This is a genomic window from Duffyella sp. Ts4 (assembly GCF_051851875.1).
Lineage (GTDB): Bacteria > Pseudomonadota > Gammaproteobacteria > Enterobacterales > Enterobacteriaceae > Duffyella > Duffyella gerundensis.
Genome location: NZ_JBLYPN010000002.1, coordinates 213,723 through 237,445, shown reverse-complemented (window position 1 = coordinate 237,445; position 23,723 = coordinate 213,723). Strand labels below are relative to the sequence as shown.

Below are 23,723 nucleotides of genomic sequence, written 5' to 3'. Positions count from 1 at the left end.
CAGGAGTTTTCCCATGCGCACACGCAAAATCGGACTGGCACACTATCTGGCTTACGGCTCCGGCGATTTTCTCGGTGCCGGCACCACCGCCCTGACCGCTGCCTGGCTGCTCTATTTTTACACCACCTTCTGCGGACTGACGCCGATTGAAGCGACATTTATCTTTGCTATGGCGCGCGTACTGGATGCGGTGATCAGCCCGCTGATGGGCTTTCTCACCGATAACTTTGGCTCGACCTGGCTCGGCAAGCGTTTTGGCCGCCGTAAGTTTTTTATCCTGCTCGGTATTCCGCTGGTGTTTAGCTACAGCCTGATGTGGCTGGCTGATATGAACTACTGGTGGTACCTGCTGACCTATCTGCTGTTCGACATCGTCTACACCATGGTGCTGGTGCCTTATGAAACGCTGGTGCCGGAAATGACCGATGATTTCAAAAAGAAAACCAAGTTCTCGGGCGCGCGTATTGCGCTGGCGCAGCTGTCGGCGATTCTGGCGGCCTTTCTGCCCGGCATCCTGCTTGGCTATCTTGGTAAAGATAATCCGCACTCCTTTTTCTGGGCCAGCCTGGTGTTCTCCTGTATCTGCGCGCTGGTGCTGACGCTGGTCTATCTGTTTACCTGGGAACGGGCGCCAGAGGATTTTTCTGCGGAATCACGCCGCGCCGAGGAAGACAAACAGCAACTGACCTTTGCGCAGAGCATGAAACGATTGTTTGTCGAGCTGAGCTCAACGCTGCGCATCCGCATCTTCCGGCAGCATCTCGGCATGTATCTTGGCGGCTACATCGCGCAGGATGTGTTTAATGCGGTGTTTACCTGGTACGTGGTGTTTGTGCTGATGCAGAGCGCCCAGATCGCCGCCAACCTGATGGGCACCATGGCCGTGCTGCAATTTATTGCAGTGATGGCGATGATTCCGCTCTGTATTCGTCTTGGCCCGGCACCCTCTTATCGGCTGGTGGTGGTGCTATTCGGACTGAGCGCCATCTCTTATGCGGGCCTGTGGTTTACCGGCATGAATGACAATATGGCGCTGCTGGTGGTGATCTCTGCGCTGGCCGGACTGGGTCGCGGCGGCATCAACTACGTGCCGTGGAATATCTACACCTACATCGCCGACGTTGATGAGGTGATCACCGGCCAGCGTCGTGAAGGCATTTTTGCCGGCATCATGACGCTGACCCGCAAGGCGTCGCAGGCCGGTGCGGTGATGTTTGTTGGCATTGTGCTGCAGCTTTCGGGCTTCGTTTCCGGCAAGCCGGTGCAGGCTGAAAGCGTGGGCCACACCATTCTGGCGATTCTCAGCATTGGCACCGTGGCGGTACTCGCCTGCGGCTTTGTTATCTCGCTGCGCTTTAAGCTCAATCTGCATACGCACGCCATCCTGCGCGCCGAGACGGTGAAGATGCGCGATGCTGGCCGACCGCTGCCTGAGGCCATCACACCGCAGGCACGCGCGGTGGTGGAAGAGCTGGCCGGCCTGCCGTACGAAAACCTGTGGGGCAACAACAATATCGGCTTTCTTAATCGTAACCGGCCTGCCGCGCCGCCGCTTGCCACGCATCGCCCCGTGATTCTCACTTTTGACCCGCTAACTGATAAACCGGAACAGAGACCATGACAATATTTCCTGTGAAACAGAGCGCACTGCTGCGCCAGCCTGACTTCCTGTTACCGCGCAGCGAGCTCCTGCAGCTGATCGCGAAACTCACCGACAATCTGGTCAACATCACCGATGAAAGCGGCGAATTTTTGCTGCGCCTCGACGACGGTCGGGTGATCGATACCAAAGGCTGGGCCGGTTGGGAGTGGACGCACGGCATCGGCCTGTATGGCATGTATCACTATTATCAGCAGACCGGCGATCGTCAGACGCTGCAGATCATCGACGACTGGTTTGCCGCCCGGCTGGCCGAGCCGCTGCCCACCAAAAATGTCAACACCATGTGTCCTTTTCTGACGCTGGCTTACCGTTACGAGGAGACGCGCAATCCCGCCTGGCTGCCGGTGCTGGAGCGCTGGGCGGAATGGGTAATGTATGAGATGCCGCGCACCCGCCACGGTGGCATTCAGCATGTGGTGTACAACAATGAAAACCATCAGCAGCTGTGGGATGACACGCTGATGATGAGCGTGCTACCACTGGCGAAGATCGGCAAACTGCTGGGCCGCGATGACTACGTTGAAGAGGCGACCTTTCAGTTCCTGACCCATGTGCAGTATTTAATGGATCGCGAAACCGGCCTGTGGTTTCACGGCTGGAGCTTTGAGGGTAACCACAACTTTGCGCGCGCGCGCTGGGCGCGGGGCAACAGCTGGCTCACCATCGTAATCCCTGACTTTCTTGAGTTAATGGCCTGGCCGGAACAGCACGCGACGCGACGCTTTTTGCTGCAGGTGCTGGAGGCGCAGGTCAGCGCGCTACAGGCGTTGCAGCATGAGAGCGGCCTGTGGCACACCCTGCTCGACGATCGCGACAGCTATCTGGAAGCCTCGGCCAGCGCCGGTTTTGCTTATGGCGTGCTGAAAGCGGTACGCAAACGCTATCTGCCACCGACGTTTCTACCGATGGTGGAAAAGGCGCTACATGGCGTAACGGCGCAGATCAATGCTGAGGGGGAGTTGATGCAGGTGTCGTTTGGTACCGCGATGGGCAACGATCTGGATTACTATCGCCAGGTGCCGCTGACCTCGATGCCCTATGGTCAGGCGATGGCGCTGCTGGCGCTGACGGAATATCTGCGCGTTTATCTGTAAAGGCAGCTTACCCGTCACTAAAAAGAAAAAGAGCGAGATCAACTCGCTCTTTTTTTGTTAGCTGCACAACCGCTGCGGCTTACTGATTACGCATGTATTCGTCCATTTCAGTTTTCAGGTTATCTGATTTGGTGCCGAAGATCGCCTGTACGCCAGAACCGGCCACCACCACACCCGCCGCGCCAAGACGCTTCAGGCCTGACTGGTCAACCTTGCTCACGTCCGCCACGCTGACGCGCAAACGGGTAATACAGGCATCCAGGTTAGTGATGTTCTCTTTGCCACCAAACGCGTTAACCAGGTTAGCTGCCATCTCGTTGGATGAACCGGTGGTCTGCTCTGAGGTCGCCTCTTCGCGGCCCGGCGTTTTCAGGTCAAATTTCGCAATCATCACGCGGAAAATGGTGTAGTAAATCAGGCCGTAAATCACGCCGACAATCGGGAACAACCAGATTTTGCTGCTGTTGCCGCTAAGCACGACAAAGTCGATCAGACCGTGCGAGAAGCTGGTGCCATCGCGCATGCCAAGCAGGATACAGATTGGGAATGCCAGGCCAGCCAGAATGGCATGAATTGCATACAGAATCGGTGCCACGAACATGAACGAGAACTCGATCGGTTCGGTGATGCCGGTCAGGAACGAGGTCAGCGCTGCGGAGATCATGATGCCGCCGACTTTGGCACGGTTTTCAGGCTTAGCGGAATGCCAGATTGCAATCGCTGCCGCAGGTAAACCGTACATTTTGAACAGGAAGCCGCCGGAGAGTTTACCTGCGGTTGGGTCACCTGCCATATAACGTGGGATGTCGCCGTGGAATACCTGACCTGCGGCGTTAGTAAACTCACCAATTTGCATCTGAAAAGGGACGTTCCAGATATGATGCAGACCGAACGGTACCAGCGAACGCTCAATCACGCCGTAAATACCAAATGCTACAACCGGGTTCTGATAGGCCGCCCACTGGGAGAAAGTCTGGATAGCGGTACCTACCGGTGGCCAGATGAACGACAGCACCACGCCAAGGAAAATTGCGGTCAGACCAGAGATGATCGGTACAAAGCGCTTACCGGCAAAGAAGCCCAGATACTCAGGCAGCTTGATACGATAGAAGCGGTTGAACATGTAGGCCGCGATCGAACCGGCAATGATCCCGCCCAGTACGCCGGTATCCGCCAGGTGTTTGGCTTCAATCTCCGCCGCAGGCATGTGCAGCACCAGCGGTGCAACTACCGCCAGCGTTTTAACCATGATGCCATAGGCCACCACGGCAGCCAGCGCCGAGACGCCGTCGTTATTGGTAAAACCGAGTGCAACACCAATCGCAAAGATTAACGGCATGTTGGCGAACACTGAACCGCCCGCTTCTGCCATCACATGTGACACCACCAGCGGCAGCCAGCTGAAGTTGGCAGAGCCTACCCCTAACAAGATCCCGGCAATCGGCAGCACCGATACCGGCAGCATGAGCGATTTACCGACCTTCTGCAGGTTTGCAAATGCATTTTTAAACATAATGTGAAACTCCTGAGTATGAGTGCTTTTTCCGCGATTTCACGGGTGGCAACAGGCGGGAGAGACCCTTGCCGGAGGAGACGTTGGTGCGCCTCTTTGATTTATTACGAAGTGTAAAATAATTCACTATCCGGTAATTTGATGGCTATCACGTTTCGCTCAACATGCGCGTCTTTAATTAGGATATTTCTGGAGATTACGCCAGTTTTTGTGCAAAAAAAATGCGCAGGCTGCGATTCAACCCGCACATTTCTCGCAGCAATCTTCTTTATTACGCGCAATAAAATTAATCAGCCGCCGAGTGACGTCATCGGAACATGAAACAGCGTGGAGAAGTTCTGCGTGGTCGCTGCCGCCAGCGTCTCGATATCCACCCCTTTCAGCACTGCCATGTATTCCGCCACATCACGCGTATAAGCCGGCTGGTTTTCTTTGCCGCGATACGGCACCGGCGCCAGATAAGGTGAATCAGTTTCCACCAGCATCCGATCCAGCGGCACATAGCGCGCAGCGTCACGCAGGCTTTCGGCATTGCGGAAGGTCACGATGCCGGAAAATGAGATGTAGAACCCCATATCCAGCAGGGTGGCGGCGGTGGCGCGATCTTCGGTAAAGCAGTGCAGCACCCCCCCGCATCCTTCCACCTGCTCTTCCCGCAAAATCGCCAGCGTGTCTTCACGCGCGTCGCGGGTGTGCACAATAACTGGCTTATTCAGGTCGCGGCCAACACGGATATGCTCACGGAATGACGCCTGCTGGCGCGCTTTCGTTTCCGGCTGATAGTGGTAATCAAGGCCGGTTTCGCCCATTGCCACCACGCGCGGATCGGCCGCCAGCGCACGCAGCTCAGCAAAATCGTATGTCTCTTCCTGGTTGAGCGGATGTACGCCACAGGAGAGCGCAATATTTGGCCGATCGCCAATCAGCGGCTTCATCGCTTTGAAACCAGGTAAGGTGGTGGAGATGGCCAGCATAAACTTCACATCACGCGCGGCGGCTTTCGCCACTACATCGTCCAGATCGGTGTGCAACTTTTCATAGTCCAGGCCGTCGAGATGACAGTGAGAATCCACTAAAAACATAATTGCTCTCTTTGGTTTAGCCGGTGCGTGCGGGCTTCAGCCGCAGGCTCCAGTTCAATAATTGTTCAGTCAGCAGCAGTTCGCGATTGACCGCGTTGATCTGTAGCAGCCGATCGCGGCAGCGCGTCCATTCCTGCAGGCTGGCGGTTAGCGCACTGGCGGGCATTTGTCCGGCCAGCGAAGCGACCAGCGCCTGACGATCGCAGTTGCTGATAAACTCACCTGCACCCTGCTGCCATTTCAGCGCATCCACTAACAGGCTGATTAACCACGCCAGCCGCTGGGCATGATCGTCATGATTCAGCAGCGGCAGTAACCGCATAATGTCGTGCTGGATAGCGTCAGACAGCGCGTCACACAGACCGTTACGCGCCTGCCAGCTACGCGCCTCCAGCAGGGTCAGTGCCGCGCCAGGCGCACCGGCAGAGAGCCGCAGCGCCGTCAGGGCGGCCTCCGGTGCCACTTCCTGCTGCCTGGCCAGCCAGGCCTGGCTTTGTGCTTCATCCGGGGGCAACAGCGGCCAGCTCAGGCAGCGGCTACGAATGGTAGCCAGCAGGCGCGATGGCTCGCGACAGCTAAGAAAAAACCAGGTTTTGGCCGGTGGCTCTTCCAGGGTTTTCAACAGGGCATTAGCGGCAGCCTCTGTCAGCTGCGCCGCGTCGGGCAACCAGACAATCTTGGCGCCGCCCTGTTGGGCAAAGTTGTAGAGCTTTTCATTTACCGCTCTGACTGCATCAATGCCCAGCGAGCTTTTGCCTTTTTCCGCTTCCAGCCGGTACCAGTCAGGATGAGTACTGGCCATCATCAACTGGCAGCCGTGGCATTCACCGCAGCTTTTCAGGCCATCAGGGCGCTGACACATTAACCAGCGGCTGATGCCCCAGACCAGCGCCTCATCCCCCATGCCCGGCAGCGCAGAGATCAACAGCGCATGGTGCCCGCGGCCCGCCTGCAGTTGGGCGACAATTTGCCGGTAAGGCTGGTTCAGCCACGGATACCAACTCATGCAGATTGCTCAGCCAGCCAGCGCGTAACGGCCTGCTCAAGTGACAATGTCACTTTTTCCAGCGATTGCGTGGCGTCAATGGTGCGGATGCGAGCATCGTCAGCGGCCAGCTCAAGGTAGCGCTGGCGCGTGCGTTCAAAGAACTGCAGTGATTCCTGCTCGATGCGATCCAGTGCGCCGCGGGCACGGGCACGGGTCAAGCCAATCTCTGGCGTAACGTCGAGATAGAGCGTCAGATCGGGTTGAAAATCGCCCAGCACCGTGGCGCGTAAGCTGGCCATTAACTGGTTGTCCAGGCCGCGTCCGCCGCCCTGATACGCCTGCGAGGAGAGATCGTGACGATCGCCTATTACCCACGCGCCACGTGCCAGCGCCGGTTTGATCACCGTCTCGACCAGTTGCACGCGTGCCGCATAAAGCATCAGTAGCTCCGCTTTATCGGTCACCTGCTCGCCTTCAATGCCCTGCTTTACCAGCTCGCGTAATTTCTCCGCCAGCGGCGTGCCGCCCGGCTCGCGCGTGAAGACCACATCACTGATGCCATGCTGGTTCAGCACGCGCACCACGCAGTCACGCGCGGTGGTTTTCCCGGCGCCTTCCAGTCCTTCAATTACGATAAAGTTACTTTTCATTCTTATCCTTCATTGTCAGACGCCAGGCCTGCACCGCACGATTGTGATCGGCAAGATTGGTGGTAAAGGTATGCCCGCCCTTACCGTCGGCGACAAAATAGAGAAAATTAGTTTTCAGCGGGTGCGCCGCCGCCTCCAGTGAGGCCTGGCTCGGCATGGCAATTGGTCCCGGCGGCAGGCCGTTGATCACATAGGTGTTCCAGGCGGTAGCGGTATCAAGATCCTTGCGCGTCAGCGTGCCGGCATAGCTTTTTCCCATACCGTAAATTACCGTGGGATCGGTTTGCAGCCGCATGCCAATACGCAGGCGATTAATAAATACCGAAGCCACTTTGTTGCGTTCTTCGGCCACTGCGGTCTCTTTCTCGATAATCGACGCCATGGTCACCAGCGCGTTCGGCGAATCGTAAGGCAGGTTATCCGCCCGATGCTGCCAGATATCATCCACCACTTTTGTCATGCGTGCATGCGCGCGTTGCAGCAGCGCAACGTCGGTAGTGTTAGCGGTGTAAAGCCAGGTATCGGGATAAAACCAGCCCTCAAGACGATCGGGATCGGTTTTCAGCGCGGCCGCCAGTGTGCTGGCCTGGTCGTCGCTTAATGTGTGTTTGATATAGGGTGCGGCGCGCAGCTGAGCCAGCCACTCGCTAAGCTTATTGCCCTCTACCAGCCGCAGTGGAAACTGCGCCTCTTTGCCGCTGGCCAACAGTTGCAACAATTGACGGACGTTCATTCCGGGCGTCAGGCGATAGGTACCCGCCTTGAAATTAGCCAGCTCGGGTTCCAGCTTCAGCAACGCACCGAACCACACGCTTTTTTTAATGATGTGCTGACTTTCCAGCTGTGCTTCCAGCACGACGCGGCCGCTCCCGGCAGGCAGCGTGTAGATTTTCTCCTGCGAAAGGGTCAGCGGGCTGGTGGCAAGCGACGTAATCTGCCAATAGCTCCAGGCCGCGGCGGCGGCGATAATCACGATGAGCGCACTGATGACGCGCGTTTTCCTGGTCATAAAAGATCCTGATAACAGCAAGCTGCAAGCAAATGATAAAACTGGCGTGATGCATAATGTGTATCGTCTATCTGCCGCACCGGCAAAATCGGCATCAGGGCGTTGCAGATCCAGACTTCATCGGCGGCTTTCAACCGCCCGGGCATCACTTCCACAATCTGACAATCCAGCGACATCTGCGCCATGACCGACAGCAGATGCTGACGCATTACGCCATCGACGCCGGCATGCGCGATGGAAGGGGTAAATACCTGCTCGCCTTCTCGCCAGAATAAATTAGCCGCACAGCATTCCACCACCACACCTTGGGTGTCAAGCACCAGCGCTTCGTCAGCGCCCGTCTGCTCAAGCCGTGCGCGAATCAACACCTGCTCCAGCCGGTTAAGGTGTTTGATACCCGCCAGCAGTGGATTACGTGCCAGCTGAACCGGGCTGGTGACGAGGCAGGCGCCCTGCTGCTGCAACGGCAGGTAATGCGCCGGTAAGGTGGAGAGCGTCAGAATACGCGTCGGCTGCTGACAACCGGCCGGGCTGTAACCCCGACCGCCAGCACCGCGGCTGATAATGACTTTCAGCACCGCATCCTGCGTCGTCGCTGCCAGCGTGCACATCTCCTGTTCCAGCGCCGCCCAGTCACATCCCTCAATCAGCAGCCGTTCGCAGCCCAGACGTAGCCGCTGCAGATGTGCCGTAAGCAGCTGAACCTTGCCCGCCTTGATCCGGGCGGTAGAGAAACTGCCGTCACCAAACTGGACTGCCCGATCGTTGGCGGCCAGTGTGGCTTGCGGTTTGCCATTTATCCAGGTCATGAGGTGATTCCGAAAAATAAAGTGCTGGTCATAATATGAAAAAGGCCCGCTAAGCGGGCCTTGATAACGCGTTAACGTTTTACACTCTGCGGAAAATCAGCGAGCCGTTGGTGCCGCCGAAACCGAACGAATTACACAGCGTGTATTCCAGATCGCTGACCTGGCGCGCGGTATGCGGAACAAAATCGAGATCGCAGCCTTCATCTGGATTATCCAGGTTGATGGTTGGCGGAATCGCTTTGTCGCGCAGGGCGAGGATCGAGTAAATCGACTCAACCGCGCCCGCTGCACCCAGCAGATGGCCGGTCATCGATTTGGTCGAACTCACCATGACCGTCTGTGCAGCCGCGCCAAACACGGTTTTGACCGCGCGCGCTTCTGCTTTATCACCGGCTGGTGTTGAGGTGCCGTGGGCGTTGACATAGCCAATCTGCTCAGCATTGAGCTGCGCATCTTTCAATGCGTTTGTCATAGCCAGTGCCGCACCGGCGCCATCTTCTGGCGGTGAAGTCATGTGATATGCATCGCTGCTCATGCCAAAACCGACCAGTTCTGCGTAGATTTTTGCGCCGCGCTTTTTCGCGTGCTCGTACTCTTCCAGCATTAAAATGCCAGCACCATCACCGAGCACGAAACCATCGCGATCTTTATCCCATGGACGACTGGCCGCTTGCGGATTGTCGTTGCGGGTGGAAAGCGCGCGTGCAGCACCAAAGCCGCCCATGCCCAAAGGCGTGCTGGCTTTCTCAGCGCCGCCCGCCAGCATCACATCTGCATCGCCATAGGCGATAATGCGTGCCGCGTGACCGATGTTATGCACGCCCGACGTACAGGCCGTCGCAATCGAGATGCTGGGACCTCTCAGTCCGTACATGATGGTCAAATGACCGGCCACCATGTTGACAATGGTTGAAGGCACAAAGAAAGGACTGATTTTGCGCGGGCCGCCGTTGACCAGAGAAGCATGGTTCTCTTCGATCAAACCGAGGCCGCCAATGCCCGAGCCGATTGCTGCGCCGATACGGTCTGCATTTTCCTCGGTCACTTCAAGACCGGAATCCTGCATCGCCTGCATACCGGCAACCACGCCATACTGAATGAAGGCGTCCATCTTGCGCTGATCTTTGCGCGAGATGAAATCCTCACAATTAAAATTCTTTACTAAGCCAGCAAAGCGCGTTGCGTAGGCACTAGTATCGAAATAGTCGATTGGGCTGATGCCACTCTGACCGGCAAGGAGAGCACTCCAGGTAGACTCTACGGTATTGCCGACAGGAGACAACATGCCAAGACCGGTCACAACTACACGACGCTTAGACACGTTCGTCCTCCAGGGAGGGAAAGTTAACACGATAACAGAAGGGACATAAAATTCAGGCGGTCAAAGTGACCGCCTGATGGTGTTCAGTAAGCCTTGATCAGGCCTGATGCGAGTTGATGTAGTCGATCGCAGATTGAACGGTAGTGATTTTTTCTGCTTCTTCGTCTGGAATCTCAGTGTCGAACTCTTCTTCCAGAGCCATTACCAGCTCAACGGTATCAAGAGAATCAGCGCCCAGATCTTCTACAAAAGAGGCCGTGTTAACAACTTCTTCCGACTTAACGCCCAGCTGCTCGCTGATGATTTTCTTAACGCGTGCTTCGATGTCGCTCATACTATTAAATTTCCTATCAAAACTCGCTTTCGCGATGGTTTTCGTAGTGTATAAAATGTTGAAAAAGATGCAACTAAATCCCGGCTGGTCAAACCACGATTTTGCGCTATTTTGCGGCTTTTACCGTGAATAACGCAAATAGTTTTCGCAATTATCAGACCATATACATTCCGCCATTGACGTGCAGCGTCTCACCAGTGATGTACGCGGCCTCATCAGAGGCTAAAAATGCAACGGCGTTGGCGATTTCTTGCGCCGCACCGAGACGACCGGCTGGCACTTCTGCCAGGATACCGGCACGTTGATCTTCCGTCAGTGCTAACGTCATGTCAGTTTCAATGAAACCCGGTGCCACGACGTTAACGGTAATGCCACGTGACGCCACTTCGCGCGCCAGCGACTTACTGAAACCAATCAAACCCGCTTTAGCTGCAGCGTAGTTTGTCTGGCCAGCATTTCCCATGGTTCCAACAACGGAACCGATGGTAATGATACGGCCCACACGTTTTTTCATCATTGCACGCATCACCGCCTTGGACAGGCGGAAAACAGAGGTCAGATTGGTGTTCAGGATATCCTGCCACTCATCTTCCTTCATACGCATCAATAAATTATCACGTGTGATGCCTGCATTATTGACCAAAATGTCCACTTCGCCAAATTCAGCACGAACATTTTCCAGTACGCTTTCGATTGATGCGCTATCGGTGACGTTCAGCATCAGGCCTTTGCCCTGCGAACCCAGGTAAGCGCTGATGGCATCTGCGCCGCTCTGGCTGGTCGCGGTGCCGATCACTTTAGCGCCACGGGCGACCAGTGTTTCTGCAATTGCACGACCAATGCCGCGACTTGCACCGGTAACCAGCGCGATTTTTCCTTCGAAGCTCATGTTTATCCTCTTATGCTTGCTCAAGCGCCGCTGACAGACTGGCTGGATCGTTCACAGCAGCAGCCGTCAGGGTATCCACAATGCGTTTGGTCAGACCGGTTAACACTTTGCCTGGGCCTACTTCCAGTAACGATGAAACGCCCTGCGCTGCCATATATTCAACGCACTCGGTCCAGCGTACCGGGCTATAAAGCTGACGCACCAGTGCACTGCGAATCGCCTCTGGCGAGGTTTCACAGATGACGTCAACGTTATTCACCACCGGGAACTGGGGTGCGCTGAAGGTAATGTTTTCCAGCGCCTGCGCCAGCTTATCGGCAGCAGGTTTCATCAAGGCGCAGTGCGAAGGCACGCTGACCGGAAGCGGCAGTGCACGCTTGGCGCCTGCGGCTTTACAGGCAATACCGGCACGCTCAACCGCTTCTTTATTCCCGGCAATGACCACCTGGCCCGGCGAATTGAAGTTAACCGGCGAGACAACCTGGCCCTGCGCAGACGCTTCACACGCCTGGCGGACCGCATCATCGTTCAGTCCGATAATCGCCTGCATGGCGCCAGTGCCTTCAGGCACGGCTTCCTGCATCAGTTTACCGCGCAGCTCAACCAACTTCACCGCTTCGGCAAAGTCGATCACGCCCGCACATACCAGCGCCGAGTATTCACCCAGGCTATGGCCAGCCATCATCAACGGCTGCTTGCCGCCCTTCTCCTGCCAGAGACGAAAAATAGCAACAGAGGCCGCGAGAAGTGCAGGCTGGGTCTGCCAGGTTTTATTCAGCTCTTCGGCTGGACCTTGCTGAACCAGCTGCCACAAATCGTAACCCAGGGCCGTGGAAGCGTCCTTAAAGGTCTGCTCAATCAGCGGGTTTTCCGCGGCCAGTTCTGCCAGCATACCCAGGGTTTGTGAACCCTGACCTGGAAATACCATAGCAAATTGCGTCATTTTCAGTTCCTGTTGATTAAAAACGAACCAGCGCTGAGCCCCAGGTGAAACCACCACCGAAGGCTTCCAGCAGCACCAGCTGTCCGCGCTGAATACGTCCATCGCGAACCGCTTCATCGAAGGCTGCCGGCACAGAGGCCGCAGAAGTATTGCCATGACGATCCAGCGTCACCACGACTTTATCCATGCCCATACCGAGCTTACGTGCGGTGGCGCTGATAATGCGTAGGTTAGCCTGATGCGGTACCAGCCAGTCAAGCGCTTCGCGTTCGAGGTTGTTGGCCTGCAACGTTTCATCAACCACGTGCGCCAGTTCCGTTACCGCAACTTTGAACACTTCGTTGCCCGACATTTTCAGGTAGGAAGGCTGATCCTGCTGTGAACGATCCTGATAGGTCAGCGACAGCAGCTCACCGTAGCGGCCATCAGCGTGGAGATGCGTAGAGATGATGCCTGGCTCTTCGCTGGCACCTAATACCACCGCGCCCGCGCCGTCACCGAACAGAATGATGGTGCCGCGATCTTCAGGATCTAACGTGCGGGTTAATGCATCAGCACCGATAACCAGTGCATATTTCACCGCGCCGTTTTTGATGAACTGATCGGCAACGCTTAATCCATAGGTAAAACCTGCACAGGCGGCCGCCAAATCGAAAGCGGCGCAATCCTCAATGCCCAGCTGTTGCTGGATCATGCAGGCTGAACTTGGAAAAGCGTGGCTGGATGATGTGGTAGCAACCACAATCAAACCGATATCTTTTTTATCGATACCGGCCATTTCCAGTGCGCGTTCAGCAGCGGCAAAGCCCATGGTTGCCACGTTCTCATCAGGTGCAGCAACGCGACGCTCGCGAATGCCGGTGCGGGTGACGATCCACTCATCGGACGTTTCAACCATCTTTTCCAGATCGGCGTTGGTCCGCACCTGAGCGGGCAAGTAGCTGCCCGTACCGATTATTTTCGTATACATGTACGCTTAATCACTCCTGACTAATACCGCTTTCAGGCGCGCGGCAATCCTGTCCGGAAGCTGCCCACGCACCGCCTGCTCTGCCTGTTCAATAGCAACGGCGAACGCCTGCTGATTCGCAGCGCCGTGGCTTTTAATCACCGTCCCGCGCAATCCTAACAGGCAAGCGCCATTATACCGATCGGGGTTAAGGTGGCCAAAACGCGCCATCAGACGCCGTTTAATCCAGCGCCCAAGCCATTTTGCCCACCACGCCCGTTTTTCGCCTTCGCGCGACTTCAGCAGCGAAAGAAACATGCGCACAACGCCTTCCATGGTTTTCAACGTGACGTTGCCGATGAAACCATCACAGACCAGAACGTCACATTTACCGGTCAGCAAATCGTTGCCTTCCAGATAGCCGACATAATTGATGCCGGGTGCCGTTTTGAGTACCTCCGCGGCGGCACGAATGCTCTCCAGCCCTTTGGTCTCTTCCTGGCCAATGTTAAGCAGCGCCACGCGCGGCTGTGTAATGGCCAGTACTTCTTCGGCCATGACTGCGCCCATCACGGCAAACTGTACCAGCATTTCGCTGTCAGAACCGACGTTGGCGCCCAAATCGAGCACAACGGTTTTGCCATGATGTTGATGAGGAAGCACCGACATCAACGCCGGACGATCAATTCCTTCCAGCGGCTTTAAAATCATTTTTGCCAGCCCCATCAGCGCACCGGTATTTCCGGCGCTGACGCAGGCGGCGGCCTGCCCCTCTTTCACCAGCTCCAGCGCAATACGCATAGAGCTACCGCGGCTTTGACGTACAGCCTGAGCAGGTTTGGCATCACTGGCGATAACCGATTCGGCAGGAATAACCCGCAGACGCGCCAAAATGGCAGAATCAGCTTTAGCGAGTAATGGCGTGATGTTGTCGGGATTGCCGACCAGAAGAAGATACAGCTGCGTATGAGAGGCCAGTGCCTGCAATGCAGCAGGCACCGTCACGCAAGGACCGAAGTCCCCGCCCATGGCGTCGATAGCCAGGGTCAAACGTGTCAAAGTATCGCCTTGCGAAGCCGCAAGTATTACTTAGCGATAACCTTGCGACCGCGGTAGTAACCATCCGCAGTGATGTGGTGACGCAGATGAGTTTCGCCTGAAACTTTGTCTACGGAAAGAGCGGCGGTGGTCAGAGCATCGTGCGAACGACGCATGCCACGTTTTGAACGGGTTGGTTTATTCTGTTGTACGGCCATGGACCTTACTCCTATTACTTACGCTTTAAACTGGCTAATACGGCAAATGGATTTGGTTTTTCCGCCTCTGCAGGCAGTTTGCCAAAAACCATGTCCGCGTCGGACACTTCACAGTGTTCAGAATCATGAACCGGAACGACCGGCAGGGCGAGAATAATTTCATCCTCAACCGTTGCCAACAGATTGATTTCACCAAACTCGTTGACCTCAATCGGTTCGTACGCTTCCGGCAGTGCTTCTGCCTGTTCGTCGGTGACGACAGGACTGAAACAATACGAGACGTGAACATGATGTGCGAAAGGCTGATTACAGCGCTGACAAGACAGCGTGACATCCACATCAGCAGTTCCTTTCAGAACGGCCAGACGTTGATTGTCCACCGCGAATGTCATGTCACATTCCACATCACTGTCCACACTAACAACTGAGTCGGCAACACGCTCCACCTGTTGAGAGGTGTAAATGCCTTGATAATCGAGGCGTTTTTGAGCGGTGCGAACCGGATCAAGTGTCAGGGGTAATTTTACCTTTTGCATAGGGCGCGCATATTAACTTTGTAACGTTAGAGAGTCAAAGAAAAAGGCCGTTAAACAGCATCTTTCAGCCAATATTCGCATCCGGTGCGGCGCACAGTTTAAAATGCCTTTACCCGATACGCTATATATTCGTGAAAAAAAGATGACACCATTAATACTTGCTTCAACTTCGCCATTTCGCAAGGCGCTATTAGCTAAACTCGAGCTGCCTTTTATATGTGCTGCGCCCGAGGTGGATGAAACGCCCTTCCCCGACGAAACCGCGGCTGCGCTGGTGCAGCGTCTGGCGTTGGCCAAATCGCAGGCGCTGGCGGCGACCTATCCCGATCACTGGATCATCGGTTCCGATCAGGTTTGTGTGATCAATGGCCGCATCATCGGTAAACCGCATAGCGAGGCGCGTGCGCGTCAGCAGCTGGCTGATGCCAGCGGGCAGGCGATCACCTTTTATACTGGCCTGGCCATCAGCCATGCTGCTACGCACCGCTATAAGGTCATCTGTGAACCCTTTACCGTGCATTTTCGCGCGTTGTCAGCGGCAGAAATTGCTGGCTACGTCCGTAAAGAGCAACCGTTGCAGTGCGCAGGTAGTTTTAAATGTGAAGGTCTGGGCATTGCGTTATTTGAAAAGCTTGAAGGGCGTGACCCGAATACGCTGATTGGACTGCCGCTGATTGCGTTGGGTGAACTACTGCGTGAGGTGGGCATTAATCCGTTATTAAACGATTAAGCGGGGCCGCAGCCCCTGCTCATTACTGTGCCTGCTGGCGTAATACTTTCAGGCACTGCTTCAGGCGCTCATCGAGCGGCGCTTCCATACGCATGACTTCACCACTGTTAGGATGGGTAAACGTCAGCGCGGCGGCATGCAGAAAAAGCCGATTCAGACCGGTAGTGGCCAGTTGGCGATCAAACTCCTGTTCACCATAACGGTCATCAAAAGCGATGGGATGACCGGCATGCAGCGTATGGACACGAATCTGATGCGTTCTGCCGGTAACCGGACTCGCTTTCACCAGCGTGGCATGCGCATAGCGCTCTTCCACTTTAAAGCGTGTTTCTGAAGGCTTACCTTCGCTGTTCACCCGCACCACGCGTTCGCCGCTTTGTAAAATATTTTTCAGCAGCGGCGCCTGTACCACTTTCAAATGCGACGGCCAGCTGCCGCGGACCAGCGCCAGATAATCCTTCTGCATGCCCTTCTCACGCAGTTGCTCATGCAGGGAACGCAGCGCCGAGCGTTTTTTTGCCACCAGCAGCACGCCAGAAGTGTCGCGATCAAGGCGATGCACCAGCTCAAGGAAACGCGCTTCAGGACGCAGCGCACGCAAGCCTTCAATGACACCAAAGCTCAATCCGCTGCCACCATGCACCGCGGTGCCGGAAGGCTTGTTCATCACCAGAATCCAGTCATCCTCATAAAGGATAGCGTCGGCCAGCGAGGCCACTTTCGCCAGCTTCGGCGAAACGGTCTGCTCATCACGTTCGGCAACCCGAACCGGTGGAATGCGAATTTCGTCGCCCGCCACCAGCTTATATTCAGGTTTGATGCGTTTTTTATTCACCCGCACTTCGCCTTTACGCAAAATGCGATAAATCATGCTTTTGGGCACACCTTTTAACTGAGTGCGCAAAAAGTTATCGATACGCTGCCCTGCTTCATCAGCAGAAATAGCAACGATTTGTACCGCGGGAGGATTCGTTTTCATGGCGGCGATTCTAAATAGGGACCGTGCAGAGCGCCACCTCTTTTTCTGGCTTGAGCTTTTTCCTGGTTGGCGTCACGCCTGATAAAAGCCCGGATTTTATGCGGTTTGCGGGAAAGCCCTGCAAAATAAGTGCATTAAGCAGCAATAAACTTCACATACCGATAAAAGTCACCTTGCTATAACAAGGTTAGCAATGGAATAATGCTAATGCTTTTCGCTCGCAATTAAGAGCGAAGATAATAGCGAAATAATAATTTAGCCGGATTGAACATACACGCAGCAATGGCGTAAGACGTAATGTTAAATCAGGCACTTAGCGGGCTGCGGGTTGCAGCCTGGACGATTAGACGGGATATGCTTTTTCTGGTGCAGTTCAGTAGCCTTTCCCTCAGAAGCGCTGTTTTTTTAACTTAAAAAGCAGGCTGCCGATTTTGCGCCCCTGGAGCTGGCGACAACCGTGAGGTTGACGGCCTTGCAATGAGACACGGGGCCACCGGTTTACTCTCGTCCAGCGTTACCATGCCCGTAGCTTTGTCACTCATGTAAGAATAACGAGTAAGTTACGATGAAAAGAATGTTAATTAACGCAACTCAGCAGGAAGAGTTGCGGGTCGCACTGGTTGATGGACAACGTCTCTACGATCTGGATATCGAAAGTCCAGGGCACGAACAGAAAAAAGCCAACATCTACAAAGGTAAAATCACCCGCATTGAACCCAGCCTTGAAGCCGCGTTTGTTGATTACGGCGCTGAGCGTCACGGCTTCCTGCCTTTAAAAGAGATTTCCCGCGATTACTTCCCTGCTAACTACAACGCCCATGGCCGTCCAAATATCAAAGACGTGCTGCGTGAAGGTCAGGAAGTTATTGTTCAGATCGATAAAGAAGAACGTGGTAATAAAGGCGCGGCCTTAACCACCTTTATCAGCCTGGCAGGCAGTTATCTGGTTCTGATGCCTAATAATCCTCGTGCTGGCGGTATTTCACGCCGTATCGAAGGTGACGATCGCACCGAATTGAAAGAAGCGCTCTCCGCCCTGGAACTGCCTGAAGGCATGGGTTTGATCGTGCGCACCGCGGGCGTCGGCAAATCAGCCGAAGCGCTGCAGTGGGACCTCAGCTTCCGTATGAAGCACTGGGAAGCGATCAAAAAAGCGGCCGAGAGCCGTCCAGCGCCCTTCCTGATCCATCAGGAAAGCAACGTGATTGTCCGTGCCTTCCGTGATTATCTGCGCCAGGACATCGGCGAAATCCTGATCGATAACCCAAAAGTGCTCGAACTGGCTCGCCAGCATATTGCCGCGCTGGGCCGCCCCGATTTCAGCAGCAAAATCAAACTCTACACCGGTGAAATTCCGCTGTTCAGCCACTATCAAATTGAGTCGCAGATTGAGTCCGCCTTCCAGCGTGAAGTGCGCCTGCCATCAGGTGGCTCAATCGTTATCGACACCACCGAAGCGTTAACCGCTATCGACATCAACTCCGCGCGTGCTACCCGCGGCGGCGATATCGAAGAGACCGCCTTTAATACCAACCTGGAAGCAGCCGACGAAATTGCTCGCCAGCTGCGTTTGCGTGACCTTGGCGGCCTGATCGTAATCGACTACATCGACATGACGCCGGTTCGCCATCAACGCGCGGTGGAAAATCGCCTGCGTGAAGCGGTTCGCCAGGATCGTGCCCGTATTCAGATCGGCCACATCTCACGTTTCGGCCTGCTGGAGATGTCACGTCAGCGTCTCAGCCCGTCGCTGGGCGAATCCAGTCACCATGTTTGCCCACGCTGTAGCGGCACCGGCACCATTCGTGACAACGAATCGCTGTCGCTCTCGATTCTGCGCCTGATTGAAGAAGAAGCGCTGAAGGAGAACACCAAAGAAGTTCACGCTATTGTCCCGGTTCAGGTTGCCTCTTACCTGCTGAATGAAAAGCGTGACGCAGTAAGCGCCATTGAGAAGCGTCAGGGCGGCGTGCGCGCGATTATCGTGCCAAACGACCAGATGCAAACCCCGCACTATTCTGTACTGCGCGTGCGTAAAGGCGAAGAGACACAGACCCTTAGCTATCACCTGCCGAAGCTACATGAAGCCGAAATGGCGATGCCGTCAGATGAAGAGCACGCTGAGCGTCGTCGTCCGGAGCAACCGGCTCTGGCCGCGTTTGTGATGTCTGATGCACCGCCTGCGCCGGTTGAAGCGCCTGCGGTCACTGAAGCCCCGGCGCCAGCGGTTGTGGTTGCTGAGCCACAAAAATCGGCTGCACCTGCCAGCACACATCAGGGTGGCTTTATGAGTCGCCTGATGGGCGGCCTGAAAAAGCTGTTTGGTAGTGAAGAGAGCGCGAAACCTGCTGAGCAGCCAGCGGCTGAAGAAGTGGCTACCGCCTCAACAACAGAAAGCAGCGAGCCGCAGCGCAATACCGAGCGCCGCAACAACAATCGTCGTAATCCACGTCGCGATCGTAATGACCGCAACGACCGAGGCGACCGCGGCGACCGCAATGAGCGCATGCAGCGCGATCGCAACGGCGAACAGACTCGTGAAGGCCGTGAACCGCGCGAAGCACGCGAGCCGCGTGAACCTCGCGAAGCGCGTGAGCCACGTGAAGCCCGTGATGACAATCGCCGTAATGGCCGTCGTCAACAGCCAGCGCAGGTCGAAGCCCGTGATGAAACGCCGTCAGCACCGCTGAGCGAAGAAGCGCGTAAGCAGCGTGAAGAGCAGCAGCAGCAGCAGCGTCGTGAACAGCGTGCCGAGCGCCAGCGCCGTCGTCAGGAAGAAAAACGCCTGCAGCAGGATGCGGAGAAAGTACAGCAGCCGGTTGTTGCCGAAGCCGAACCTGAAATCGTTGATAGCGAAGCGATGCAGGAAGAGCAGGTTCAGGTGATGACGCGTCGTAAGCCACGTCAGCTGAGCCAGAAAGTTCGCGTGCTTAATGCCGCCGAGCTTGCCGCTGAAGCAGCTGAAGCAGAGGCCGCTGCAACTGCAGCCGCTGAGTCAGTTGCATCTGACGCTGAGCAGGAGATGCCAACGCCGGACGTGCAGGACGAGGACAACCGTGAAAGCACGAACATGCCACGCCGTTCACGCCGTTCACCGCGTCATCTGCGTGTCAGTGGTCAACGTCGTCGTCGCTATCGCGATGAGCGTTACCCTGGTCAGTCGCCAATGCCAGTTACCGTGGCTGCCGCTTCACCAGAAATGGCATCAGGTAAAGTGTGGATTAGCTATCCGGTTGCGCAGGCAGATGAGCCCGCTCAGCAGGTTGAGCAGCACAGCACGCCTGATTACCAGGCAGAAGAGACCGCCGCAGCCGTTGCGCTACCTGCTACTGACGCCTTACCGGTTGCAGTAGCAGAAGCTGAGCCGGTAAAACAGGCTGAGCCGCAGGTTGAAACCCTTGTACCCGTCGTGGCAGCTGAAGAGACCGCCGCTATCGATGCACCGGTCAATGAGCAGCCTTCAGTGATTTCCGCTGCTGACGAAGCCACCGCGCAGACCATCGCCGCGCAGGCCGAGCCCGCTGATGTGAACAGCGCATCCGCCGCTGAAGCACCGGTGGCTGAAACCCAGCCGGTTGCATCAGCAGCTGAACAGCCGCAGGCTACCGCCAGCGACGTTGCTCAGCAGAGTGCCGCTGACGTTTCCTCACGCGTTGAGCAGCAGGTTGAAGAAGTGCTGGCTGCGCCTGTCGCCGCTACTGAAGCACCGGTAGTGACCGAGCCGCATGCGCCGGTTCCGGCCCGCGATGAGCCGGTTAACACCGCCGTTGCGGCCACCAGCTTCAAGCTCCACGCTACCGCGCCGATGACCAAAGCACCGGCACCGGCCTGGCAGCCAGAGCCTGTGCGTCAGAGCGACTGGCAGCGTCCAGCTTACGACTTCGAAGGCAAAGGCGCAGCTGGCGGTCATTCCGCTACGCATCACGCGACTGCACCTGCGACACGTCCGTAAGCGTACTGAACGCGTTAAAAAGCCCCGCTTCGGCGGGGCTTTTTTTATGCCTGCATAACGCTAAGGCGCTGCGTATAACCTGCATACGACAAGCTGGCTCTGCCATACAGCCGTGACAGGCGTCTGCCCACTCGCCCTGTCACTTCTCTGTAGCAACCGGCGTGGTGCTACTTGCTGATTGCAACGCTGAGCCGAACCTGAAAATTAAGCAAAAAAAATCCCGCGGGCTGACCAGCAGACCGCGGGAAAAACTGAGCGCACCCGGTTAAAGTACGCTCAAAGAGTTATTTTCAGGAGTTCAGCTTAAACAATGACAATGCGGACATATCGGTAAAGGTTTTATAGGCCGCCTGCAGCGCGGTCTGCTGCATGGTGTACTTAGAGATCGTTGCAGCCGGATCTGCATCCTCCAGATTGCCCCTCTGCGCTTCATAAATCACGCTGCGGTCACCCGCCTGAGAGTCCAGCGTATCCAGTTCAGTAAGCTGCGTACCGATTTCAGAACGCACGCTCAGCACGTTGTTCAGCGAATTGCTTAGTCCGCGGTTGGTTTTATCCATTGCGGCGGAAACCGCTGTCTTTGTAGCATCATCGGCACTGGCGAGCGGCGTGCGCAACGCGCTAATGGCGCTGTCGAGCATTTTGAACAGGTTGGTCTCACTGGCGCTGCCGTCTGGCTCTTTTTTGGCATTGCTGGGGATTGAGGTGAAAACATCGTCGCCGGTATGGCCTATGGTCATGGTGCGGCTGGCGTCAACTTTCTGCGTTATAGCGTTAGTGCCGCCGTTATAAGCAATATCGCCGGTAGCGTCAGCGGCAAACGGCGCGGCGTCGGTTTTATAACCGGCGAACATATAACGGCCGCTGCCATCTTTACTGTTTGCCAGGTTGAGTAGCTGATTGCGAATACCTTCCAGACGGGTGGCAACCGAAGCGCGATCGCCATCGCTTAGCGTACCGGTGGAGCCAAGGACGATCTGCTCCTGTGCGCTGGTCACCGCACCGGTAACGCCTGCCAGCGTGTTCTCTTCCAGTGACAGGCTCTGCGTCGCAAAAGAGCGCGACGTGGTGTACTGGGCATCCCTCGCCTGCGTTTGTGACAGCACCACCGCCCGCGAAGCCGCGACAGGATCGTCAGAAGGATTGTTAACGCGTTTGCCGGTAGCCAACTGCTCGCCGGTTTTCAGCCAGGAGGACTGAGAATCAGAAATTCCCCGAACCTGCTGTTCATAAATCATCGTGGTACTAAGGCGCATGGTGATGGTTCCTTAAACTGTGCGGTTAAGCGGCAATACCGATTAACGAATACTCATCAGTGCATCAAAAAGCGAACTGGCGGTCTTCAGCACCTGGGCATTCGCCATGTAGTACTGCTGATAACGCGTCAGGTTGGCATATTCTTCATCGAGGTTAACGCCTGAAACCGATTGCTGGCGGTCGCTCAGCTGGGTCACCACGTTTGCCTGCGTAGTGCTGGCGGTTTCCAGCGTGCTGGTTTTATTGCCGACAATGCTCACCAGACCGGCATACGCCTGCGTCAGCGTGGCATTGCCGTTAACCAGGTTCGCATCCTGCAGGCCCAACAGCGCCTGCGCATTGCGGTTATCGCTCTTGCCGCCCGGCTCACTGGCAGCCGCAATCTCCGATTCACGCGTAATAGCAACCGACATACCGGTAATGGCTTTTTCCACCGGCTTCACCAGGAAGCTATCTTTGGCTTTCACATCACCGGTGATGTTCAGATCCAGACCTTCAAAGCTCAGCGTAGTGCCGCTGGCGCCGCTGGTCACGGTTGGTGTCACGCTGACGCCATCTGACATTCGGGTCACGTTCCAGTTGTTATTGGTATCGAGGCTCACCGTATAGTTGGATGCCTGTAGCGCGGAGGCGTTGCTCCAGCTGGCGGTCATCATGCCGGTGCCCTGATTTTTGGTATTATTTAGCGCTTCCGGGCCGCCGATAGTAAAAAAGTCAGTGCCGGCATCGCCCTGGCTGTCAAAACCTTTGGCGTGCTGCTCATTGAATTTGGTGGTAAAGGCGGCAGCAATTTGACCGAGCTGATTGCGTGCGCCGTCCAGATCCTGCGAACGGAACGCCAGCAGACCGCCCAGCGAGCCGTTGGTGAGCAACTTCTCAGGGATCTGCACATTGCCCGCGGCGTTATCCACGTAGCCAACGGTGATCCGCGCCGGATCGCTGCTGGAAGGCATGGCCACCAGCGACTGCACCGAACTGCCCGACACCAGCGACATGCCGTTAGCCATCGAGACGTTATAACTGCCGTCCTGCTGAGAAACGGTCACGCCTACCAATTTATTCAGGCTATTCACCATCTGGTCGCGTTGATCCATCAGCGCATTGGGCGTTGCGCCGCCGCCAACCGCCTGCAGCTTAGCAATCTGCTTATTCAGGTTAGCAATCTGGCTGGAATAGCCATTGATCTGCGATACCGTTGCCTTCACATCAGTGTTAACGCTGTTATCGAGGTTATTCAAATACTGCGCCGAGGTCTGGAACTGATTCACCAGGCCACTGGCATTGCTGAGCAGGGTCTGACGTGCAGAAGGATCTTCCGCGTTGCTGACCACGCCCTGGACGTTTTTAAAGAAGGTTTGCAGTGATTTAGACAGATTGGTCGTTGAGGACGATAACAGATCGTCAATGCTCGAAATCTGGCTGTACTGCGTGGCAGCCGCGCTGCTCTGGCTGCTGGCAGTACGCAGCTGCGAGGTGATGAACTCATCATATTCGCGGGTTACACCGGTCACTGTGACTCCGTTGCCATAATAGGCGCTGCCGTTGAGCGTGCTCTGCGCCTGTGCCAGATTAGTGGTCTGACGTGAGTAGCCCGCCACCGTATAGTTGGTGATGTTGTTACTGGTGGTAGAAAGTGCTGACTGAGCGGCGCTCAAACCGCTCATGGCGGAGTTAATCAAGCTGGACATTTCAGTTCCTTATCTGTCGGCAACGTTGACCGGCATTGAACAAAAGGTTGCGCCAGTCGGCGAATCGCCCACCTGGCCTTC

The 23,723-nt window shown here is 55.8% G+C and carries 21 protein-coding genes; 4 read left to right on the top strand and 17 right to left on the bottom strand.

Going from position 1 to position 23,723, the window contains the following annotated elements:
* Positions 1 to 13: 13 nt before the first annotated feature.
* Both ACJY2L_RS04045 and bglB read left to right on the top strand, forming a co-directional pair.
* The gene (locus tag ACJY2L_RS04045; protein WP_439212996.1) at positions 14 to 1,621 is read left to right on the top strand and encodes an MFS transporter; all 1,608 of its coding nucleotides are present in this window, start codon (positions 14 to 16) and stop codon (positions 1,619 to 1,621) included.
* The gene (bglB, locus tag ACJY2L_RS04040) at positions 1,618 to 2,757 is read left to right on the top strand and encodes a beta-galactosidase BglB (RefSeq protein WP_439212995.1); all 1,140 of its coding nucleotides are present in this window, start codon (positions 1,618 to 1,620) and stop codon (positions 2,755 to 2,757) included. Before ACJY2L_RS04045 ends, bglB begins: the two co-directional genes overlap by 4 nt.
* A gap of 79 nt (positions 2,758 to 2,836) precedes the next feature.
* Here bglB and ptsG read toward each other — a convergent pair whose 3' ends face one another.
* The 14 genes from ptsG to yceD all read right to left on the bottom strand — a co-directional run bounded on the left by ptsG (position 2,837) and on the right by yceD (position 15,036).
* The gene (gene ptsG / locus ACJY2L_RS04035; protein WP_187486311.1) at positions 2,837 to 4,270 is read right to left on the bottom strand and encodes a PTS glucose transporter subunit IIBC; all 1,434 of its coding nucleotides are present in this window, start codon (positions 4,268 to 4,270) and stop codon (positions 2,837 to 2,839) included.
* A 290-nt stretch (positions 4,271 to 4,560) separates the two neighbouring features.
* Complete coding sequence (locus ACJY2L_RS04030; protein ID WP_067429646.1) at positions 4,561 to 5,352, bottom strand: metal-dependent hydrolase; 792 nt, start codon at positions 5,350 to 5,352, stop codon at positions 4,561 to 4,563.
* A 16-nt stretch (positions 5,353 to 5,368) separates the two neighbouring features.
* On the bottom strand, positions 5,369 to 6,358 hold the full coding sequence (gene holB / locus ACJY2L_RS04025; protein ID WP_439212994.1) for a DNA polymerase III subunit delta': 990 nt from the start codon (positions 6,356 to 6,358) through the stop codon (positions 5,369 to 5,371).
* Entirely contained in the window at positions 6,355 to 6,990 is a 636-nt protein-coding gene (tmk, locus tag ACJY2L_RS04020) for a dTMP kinase (protein ID WP_067429641.1), read from the bottom strand. The genes holB and tmk overlap by 4 nt, the downstream gene beginning before the upstream one ends.
* On the bottom strand, positions 6,980 to 7,999 hold the full coding sequence (gene mltG / locus ACJY2L_RS04015) for an endolytic transglycosylase MltG (RefSeq protein WP_439212993.1): 1,020 nt from the start codon (positions 7,997 to 7,999) through the stop codon (positions 6,980 to 6,982). The genes tmk and mltG overlap by 11 nt, the downstream gene beginning before the upstream one ends.
* Entirely contained in the window at positions 7,996 to 8,808 is an 813-nt protein-coding gene (gene pabC / locus ACJY2L_RS04010; protein WP_439212992.1) for an aminodeoxychorismate lyase, read from the bottom strand. The genes mltG and pabC overlap by 4 nt, the downstream gene beginning before the upstream one ends.
* A 79-nt stretch (positions 8,809 to 8,887) precedes the next feature.
* Positions 8,888 to 10,129, bottom strand: a complete 1,242-nt coding sequence (gene fabF / locus ACJY2L_RS04005; RefSeq protein ID WP_067429634.1) for a beta-ketoacyl-ACP synthase II — start codon at positions 10,127 to 10,129, stop codon at positions 8,888 to 8,890.
* 97 nt (positions 10,130 to 10,226) lie between these two features.
* The gene (gene acpP, locus ACJY2L_RS04000; RefSeq protein ID WP_067429632.1) at positions 10,227 to 10,463 is read right to left on the bottom strand and encodes an acyl carrier protein; all 237 of its coding nucleotides are present in this window, start codon (positions 10,461 to 10,463) and stop codon (positions 10,227 to 10,229) included.
* Positions 10,464 to 10,617: 154 nt separating this feature from the next.
* The gene (gene fabG / locus ACJY2L_RS03995) at positions 10,618 to 11,352 is read right to left on the bottom strand and encodes a 3-oxoacyl-ACP reductase FabG (RefSeq protein ID WP_067429626.1); all 735 of its coding nucleotides are present in this window, start codon (positions 11,350 to 11,352) and stop codon (positions 10,618 to 10,620) included.
* A gap of 10 nt (positions 11,353 to 11,362) precedes the next feature.
* Entirely contained in the window at positions 11,363 to 12,295 is a 933-nt protein-coding gene (gene fabD, locus ACJY2L_RS03990; protein WP_439212991.1) for an ACP S-malonyltransferase, read from the bottom strand.
* 16 nt (positions 12,296 to 12,311) lie between these two features.
* Entirely contained in the window at positions 12,312 to 13,265 is a 954-nt protein-coding gene (locus tag ACJY2L_RS03985) for a beta-ketoacyl-ACP synthase III (protein ID WP_067429621.1), read from the bottom strand.
* A gap of 6 nt (positions 13,266 to 13,271) precedes the next feature.
* Positions 13,272 to 14,303, bottom strand: coding sequence for a phosphate acyltransferase PlsX (gene plsX / locus ACJY2L_RS03980; protein WP_439212990.1), 1,032 nt, complete (start codon positions 14,301 to 14,303; stop codon positions 13,272 to 13,274).
* A gap of 26 nt (positions 14,304 to 14,329) precedes the next feature.
* On the bottom strand, positions 14,330 to 14,500 hold the full coding sequence (gene rpmF / locus ACJY2L_RS03975; RefSeq protein WP_067429617.1) for a 50S ribosomal protein L32: 171 nt from the start codon (positions 14,498 to 14,500) through the stop codon (positions 14,330 to 14,332).
* Between the two features lie 14 nt (positions 14,501 to 14,514).
* Positions 14,515 to 15,036, bottom strand: a complete 522-nt coding sequence (gene yceD / locus ACJY2L_RS03970; RefSeq protein ID WP_067429614.1) for a 23S rRNA accumulation protein YceD — start codon at positions 15,034 to 15,036, stop codon at positions 14,515 to 14,517.
* A gap of 142 nt (positions 15,037 to 15,178) precedes the next feature.
* Between yceD and ACJY2L_RS03965 the strand changes: the two genes are divergently transcribed.
* Positions 15,179 to 15,766, top strand: coding sequence for a Maf family protein (locus ACJY2L_RS03965; RefSeq protein WP_187486314.1), 588 nt, complete (start codon positions 15,179 to 15,181; stop codon positions 15,764 to 15,766).
* Between the two features lie 22 nt (positions 15,767 to 15,788).
* On the opposite strand, the gene rluC is transcribed toward ACJY2L_RS03965, so the two are convergent.
* On the bottom strand, positions 15,789 to 16,745 hold the full coding sequence (gene rluC / locus ACJY2L_RS03960) for a 23S rRNA pseudouridine(955/2504/2580) synthase RluC (RefSeq protein ID WP_067429611.1): 957 nt from the start codon (positions 16,743 to 16,745) through the stop codon (positions 15,789 to 15,791).
* A 565-nt stretch (positions 16,746 to 17,310) separates the two neighbouring features.
* Between rluC and rne the strand changes: the two genes are divergently transcribed.
* Positions 17,311 to 20,697, top strand: coding sequence for a ribonuclease E (gene rne, locus ACJY2L_RS03955; RefSeq protein ID WP_439212989.1), 3,387 nt, complete (start codon positions 17,311 to 17,313; stop codon positions 20,695 to 20,697).
* Between the two features lie 290 nt (positions 20,698 to 20,987).
* Here the strand turns inward: rne and flgL are convergent, their stop codons facing one another.
* Both flgL and flgK read right to left on the bottom strand, forming a co-directional pair.
* Complete coding sequence (flgL, locus tag ACJY2L_RS03950; RefSeq protein ID WP_439212988.1) at positions 20,988 to 21,953, bottom strand: flagellar hook-associated protein FlgL; 966 nt, start codon at positions 21,951 to 21,953, stop codon at positions 20,988 to 20,990.
* A gap of 42 nt (positions 21,954 to 21,995) precedes the next feature.
* Positions 21,996 to 23,642 (bottom strand): flagellar hook-associated protein FlgK, encoded by a 1,647-nt coding sequence (flgK, locus tag ACJY2L_RS03945; RefSeq protein ID WP_439212987.1) that lies wholly within the window; start codon positions 23,640 to 23,642, stop codon positions 21,996 to 21,998.
* Positions 23,643 to 23,723 lie beyond the last annotated feature (81 nt).

What these genes read in the sequence shown, in the direction of transcription:
- ACJY2L_RS04045 (WP_439212996.1), top strand. Translation starts at nt 14, where the DNA reads ATGCGCACACGCAAAATCGGACTGGCACACTATCTGGCTTACGGCTCC.
- bglB (WP_439212995.1), top strand. Translation starts at nt 1,618, where the DNA reads ATGACAATATTTCCTGTGAAACAGAGCGCACTGCTGCGCCAGCCTGAC.
- ptsG (WP_187486311.1), bottom strand. Translation starts at nt 4,270, where the DNA reads ATGTTTAAAAATGCATTTGCAAACCTGCAGAAGGTCGGTAAATCGCTC.
- ACJY2L_RS04030 (WP_067429646.1), bottom strand. Translation starts at nt 5,352, where the DNA reads ATGTTTTTAGTGGATTCTCACTGTCATCTCGACGGCCTGGACTATGAA.
- holB (WP_439212994.1), bottom strand. Translation starts at nt 6,358, where the DNA reads ATGAGTTGGTATCCGTGGCTGAACCAGCCTTACCGGCAAATTGTCGCC.
- tmk (WP_067429641.1), bottom strand. Translation starts at nt 6,990, where the DNA reads ATGAAAAGTAACTTTATCGTAATTGAAGGACTGGAAGGCGCCGGGAAA.
- mltG (WP_439212993.1), bottom strand. Translation starts at nt 7,999, where the DNA reads ATGACCAGGAAAACGCGCGTCATCAGTGCGCTCATCGTGATTATCGCC.
- pabC (WP_439212992.1), bottom strand. Translation starts at nt 8,808, where the DNA reads ATGACCTGGATAAATGGCAAACCGCAAGCCACACTGGCCGCCAACGAT.
- acpP (WP_067429632.1), bottom strand. Translation starts at nt 10,463, where the DNA reads ATGAGCGACATCGAAGCACGCGTTAAGAAAATCATCAGCGAGCAGCTG.
- fabG (WP_067429626.1), bottom strand. Translation starts at nt 11,352, where the DNA reads ATGAGCTTCGAAGGAAAAATCGCGCTGGTTACCGGTGCAAGTCGCGGC.
- fabD (WP_439212991.1), bottom strand. Translation starts at nt 12,295, where the DNA reads ATGACGCAATTTGCTATGGTATTTCCAGGTCAGGGTTCACAAACCCTG.
- ACJY2L_RS03985 (WP_067429621.1), bottom strand. Translation starts at nt 13,265, where the DNA reads ATGTATACGAAAATAATCGGTACGGGCAGCTACTTGCCCGCTCAGGTG.
- rpmF (WP_067429617.1), bottom strand. Translation starts at nt 14,500, where the DNA reads ATGGCCGTACAACAGAATAAACCAACCCGTTCAAAACGTGGCATGCGT.
- yceD (WP_067429614.1), bottom strand. Translation starts at nt 15,036, where the DNA reads ATGCAAAAGGTAAAATTACCCCTGACACTTGATCCGGTTCGCACCGCT.
- ACJY2L_RS03965 (WP_187486314.1), top strand. Translation starts at nt 15,179, where the DNA reads ATGACACCATTAATACTTGCTTCAACTTCGCCATTTCGCAAGGCGCTA.
- rluC (WP_067429611.1), bottom strand. Translation starts at nt 16,745, where the DNA reads ATGAAAACGAATCCTCCCGCGGTACAAATCGTTGCTATTTCTGCTGAT.
- rne (WP_439212989.1), top strand. Translation starts at nt 17,311, where the DNA reads ATGAAAAGAATGTTAATTAACGCAACTCAGCAGGAAGAGTTGCGGGTC.
- flgL (WP_439212988.1), bottom strand. Translation starts at nt 21,953, where the DNA reads ATGCGCCTTAGTACCACGATGATTTATGAACAGCAGGTTCGGGGAATT.
- flgK (WP_439212987.1), bottom strand. Translation starts at nt 23,642, where the DNA reads ATGTCCAGCTTGATTAACTCCGCCATGAGCGGTTTGAGCGCCGCTCAG.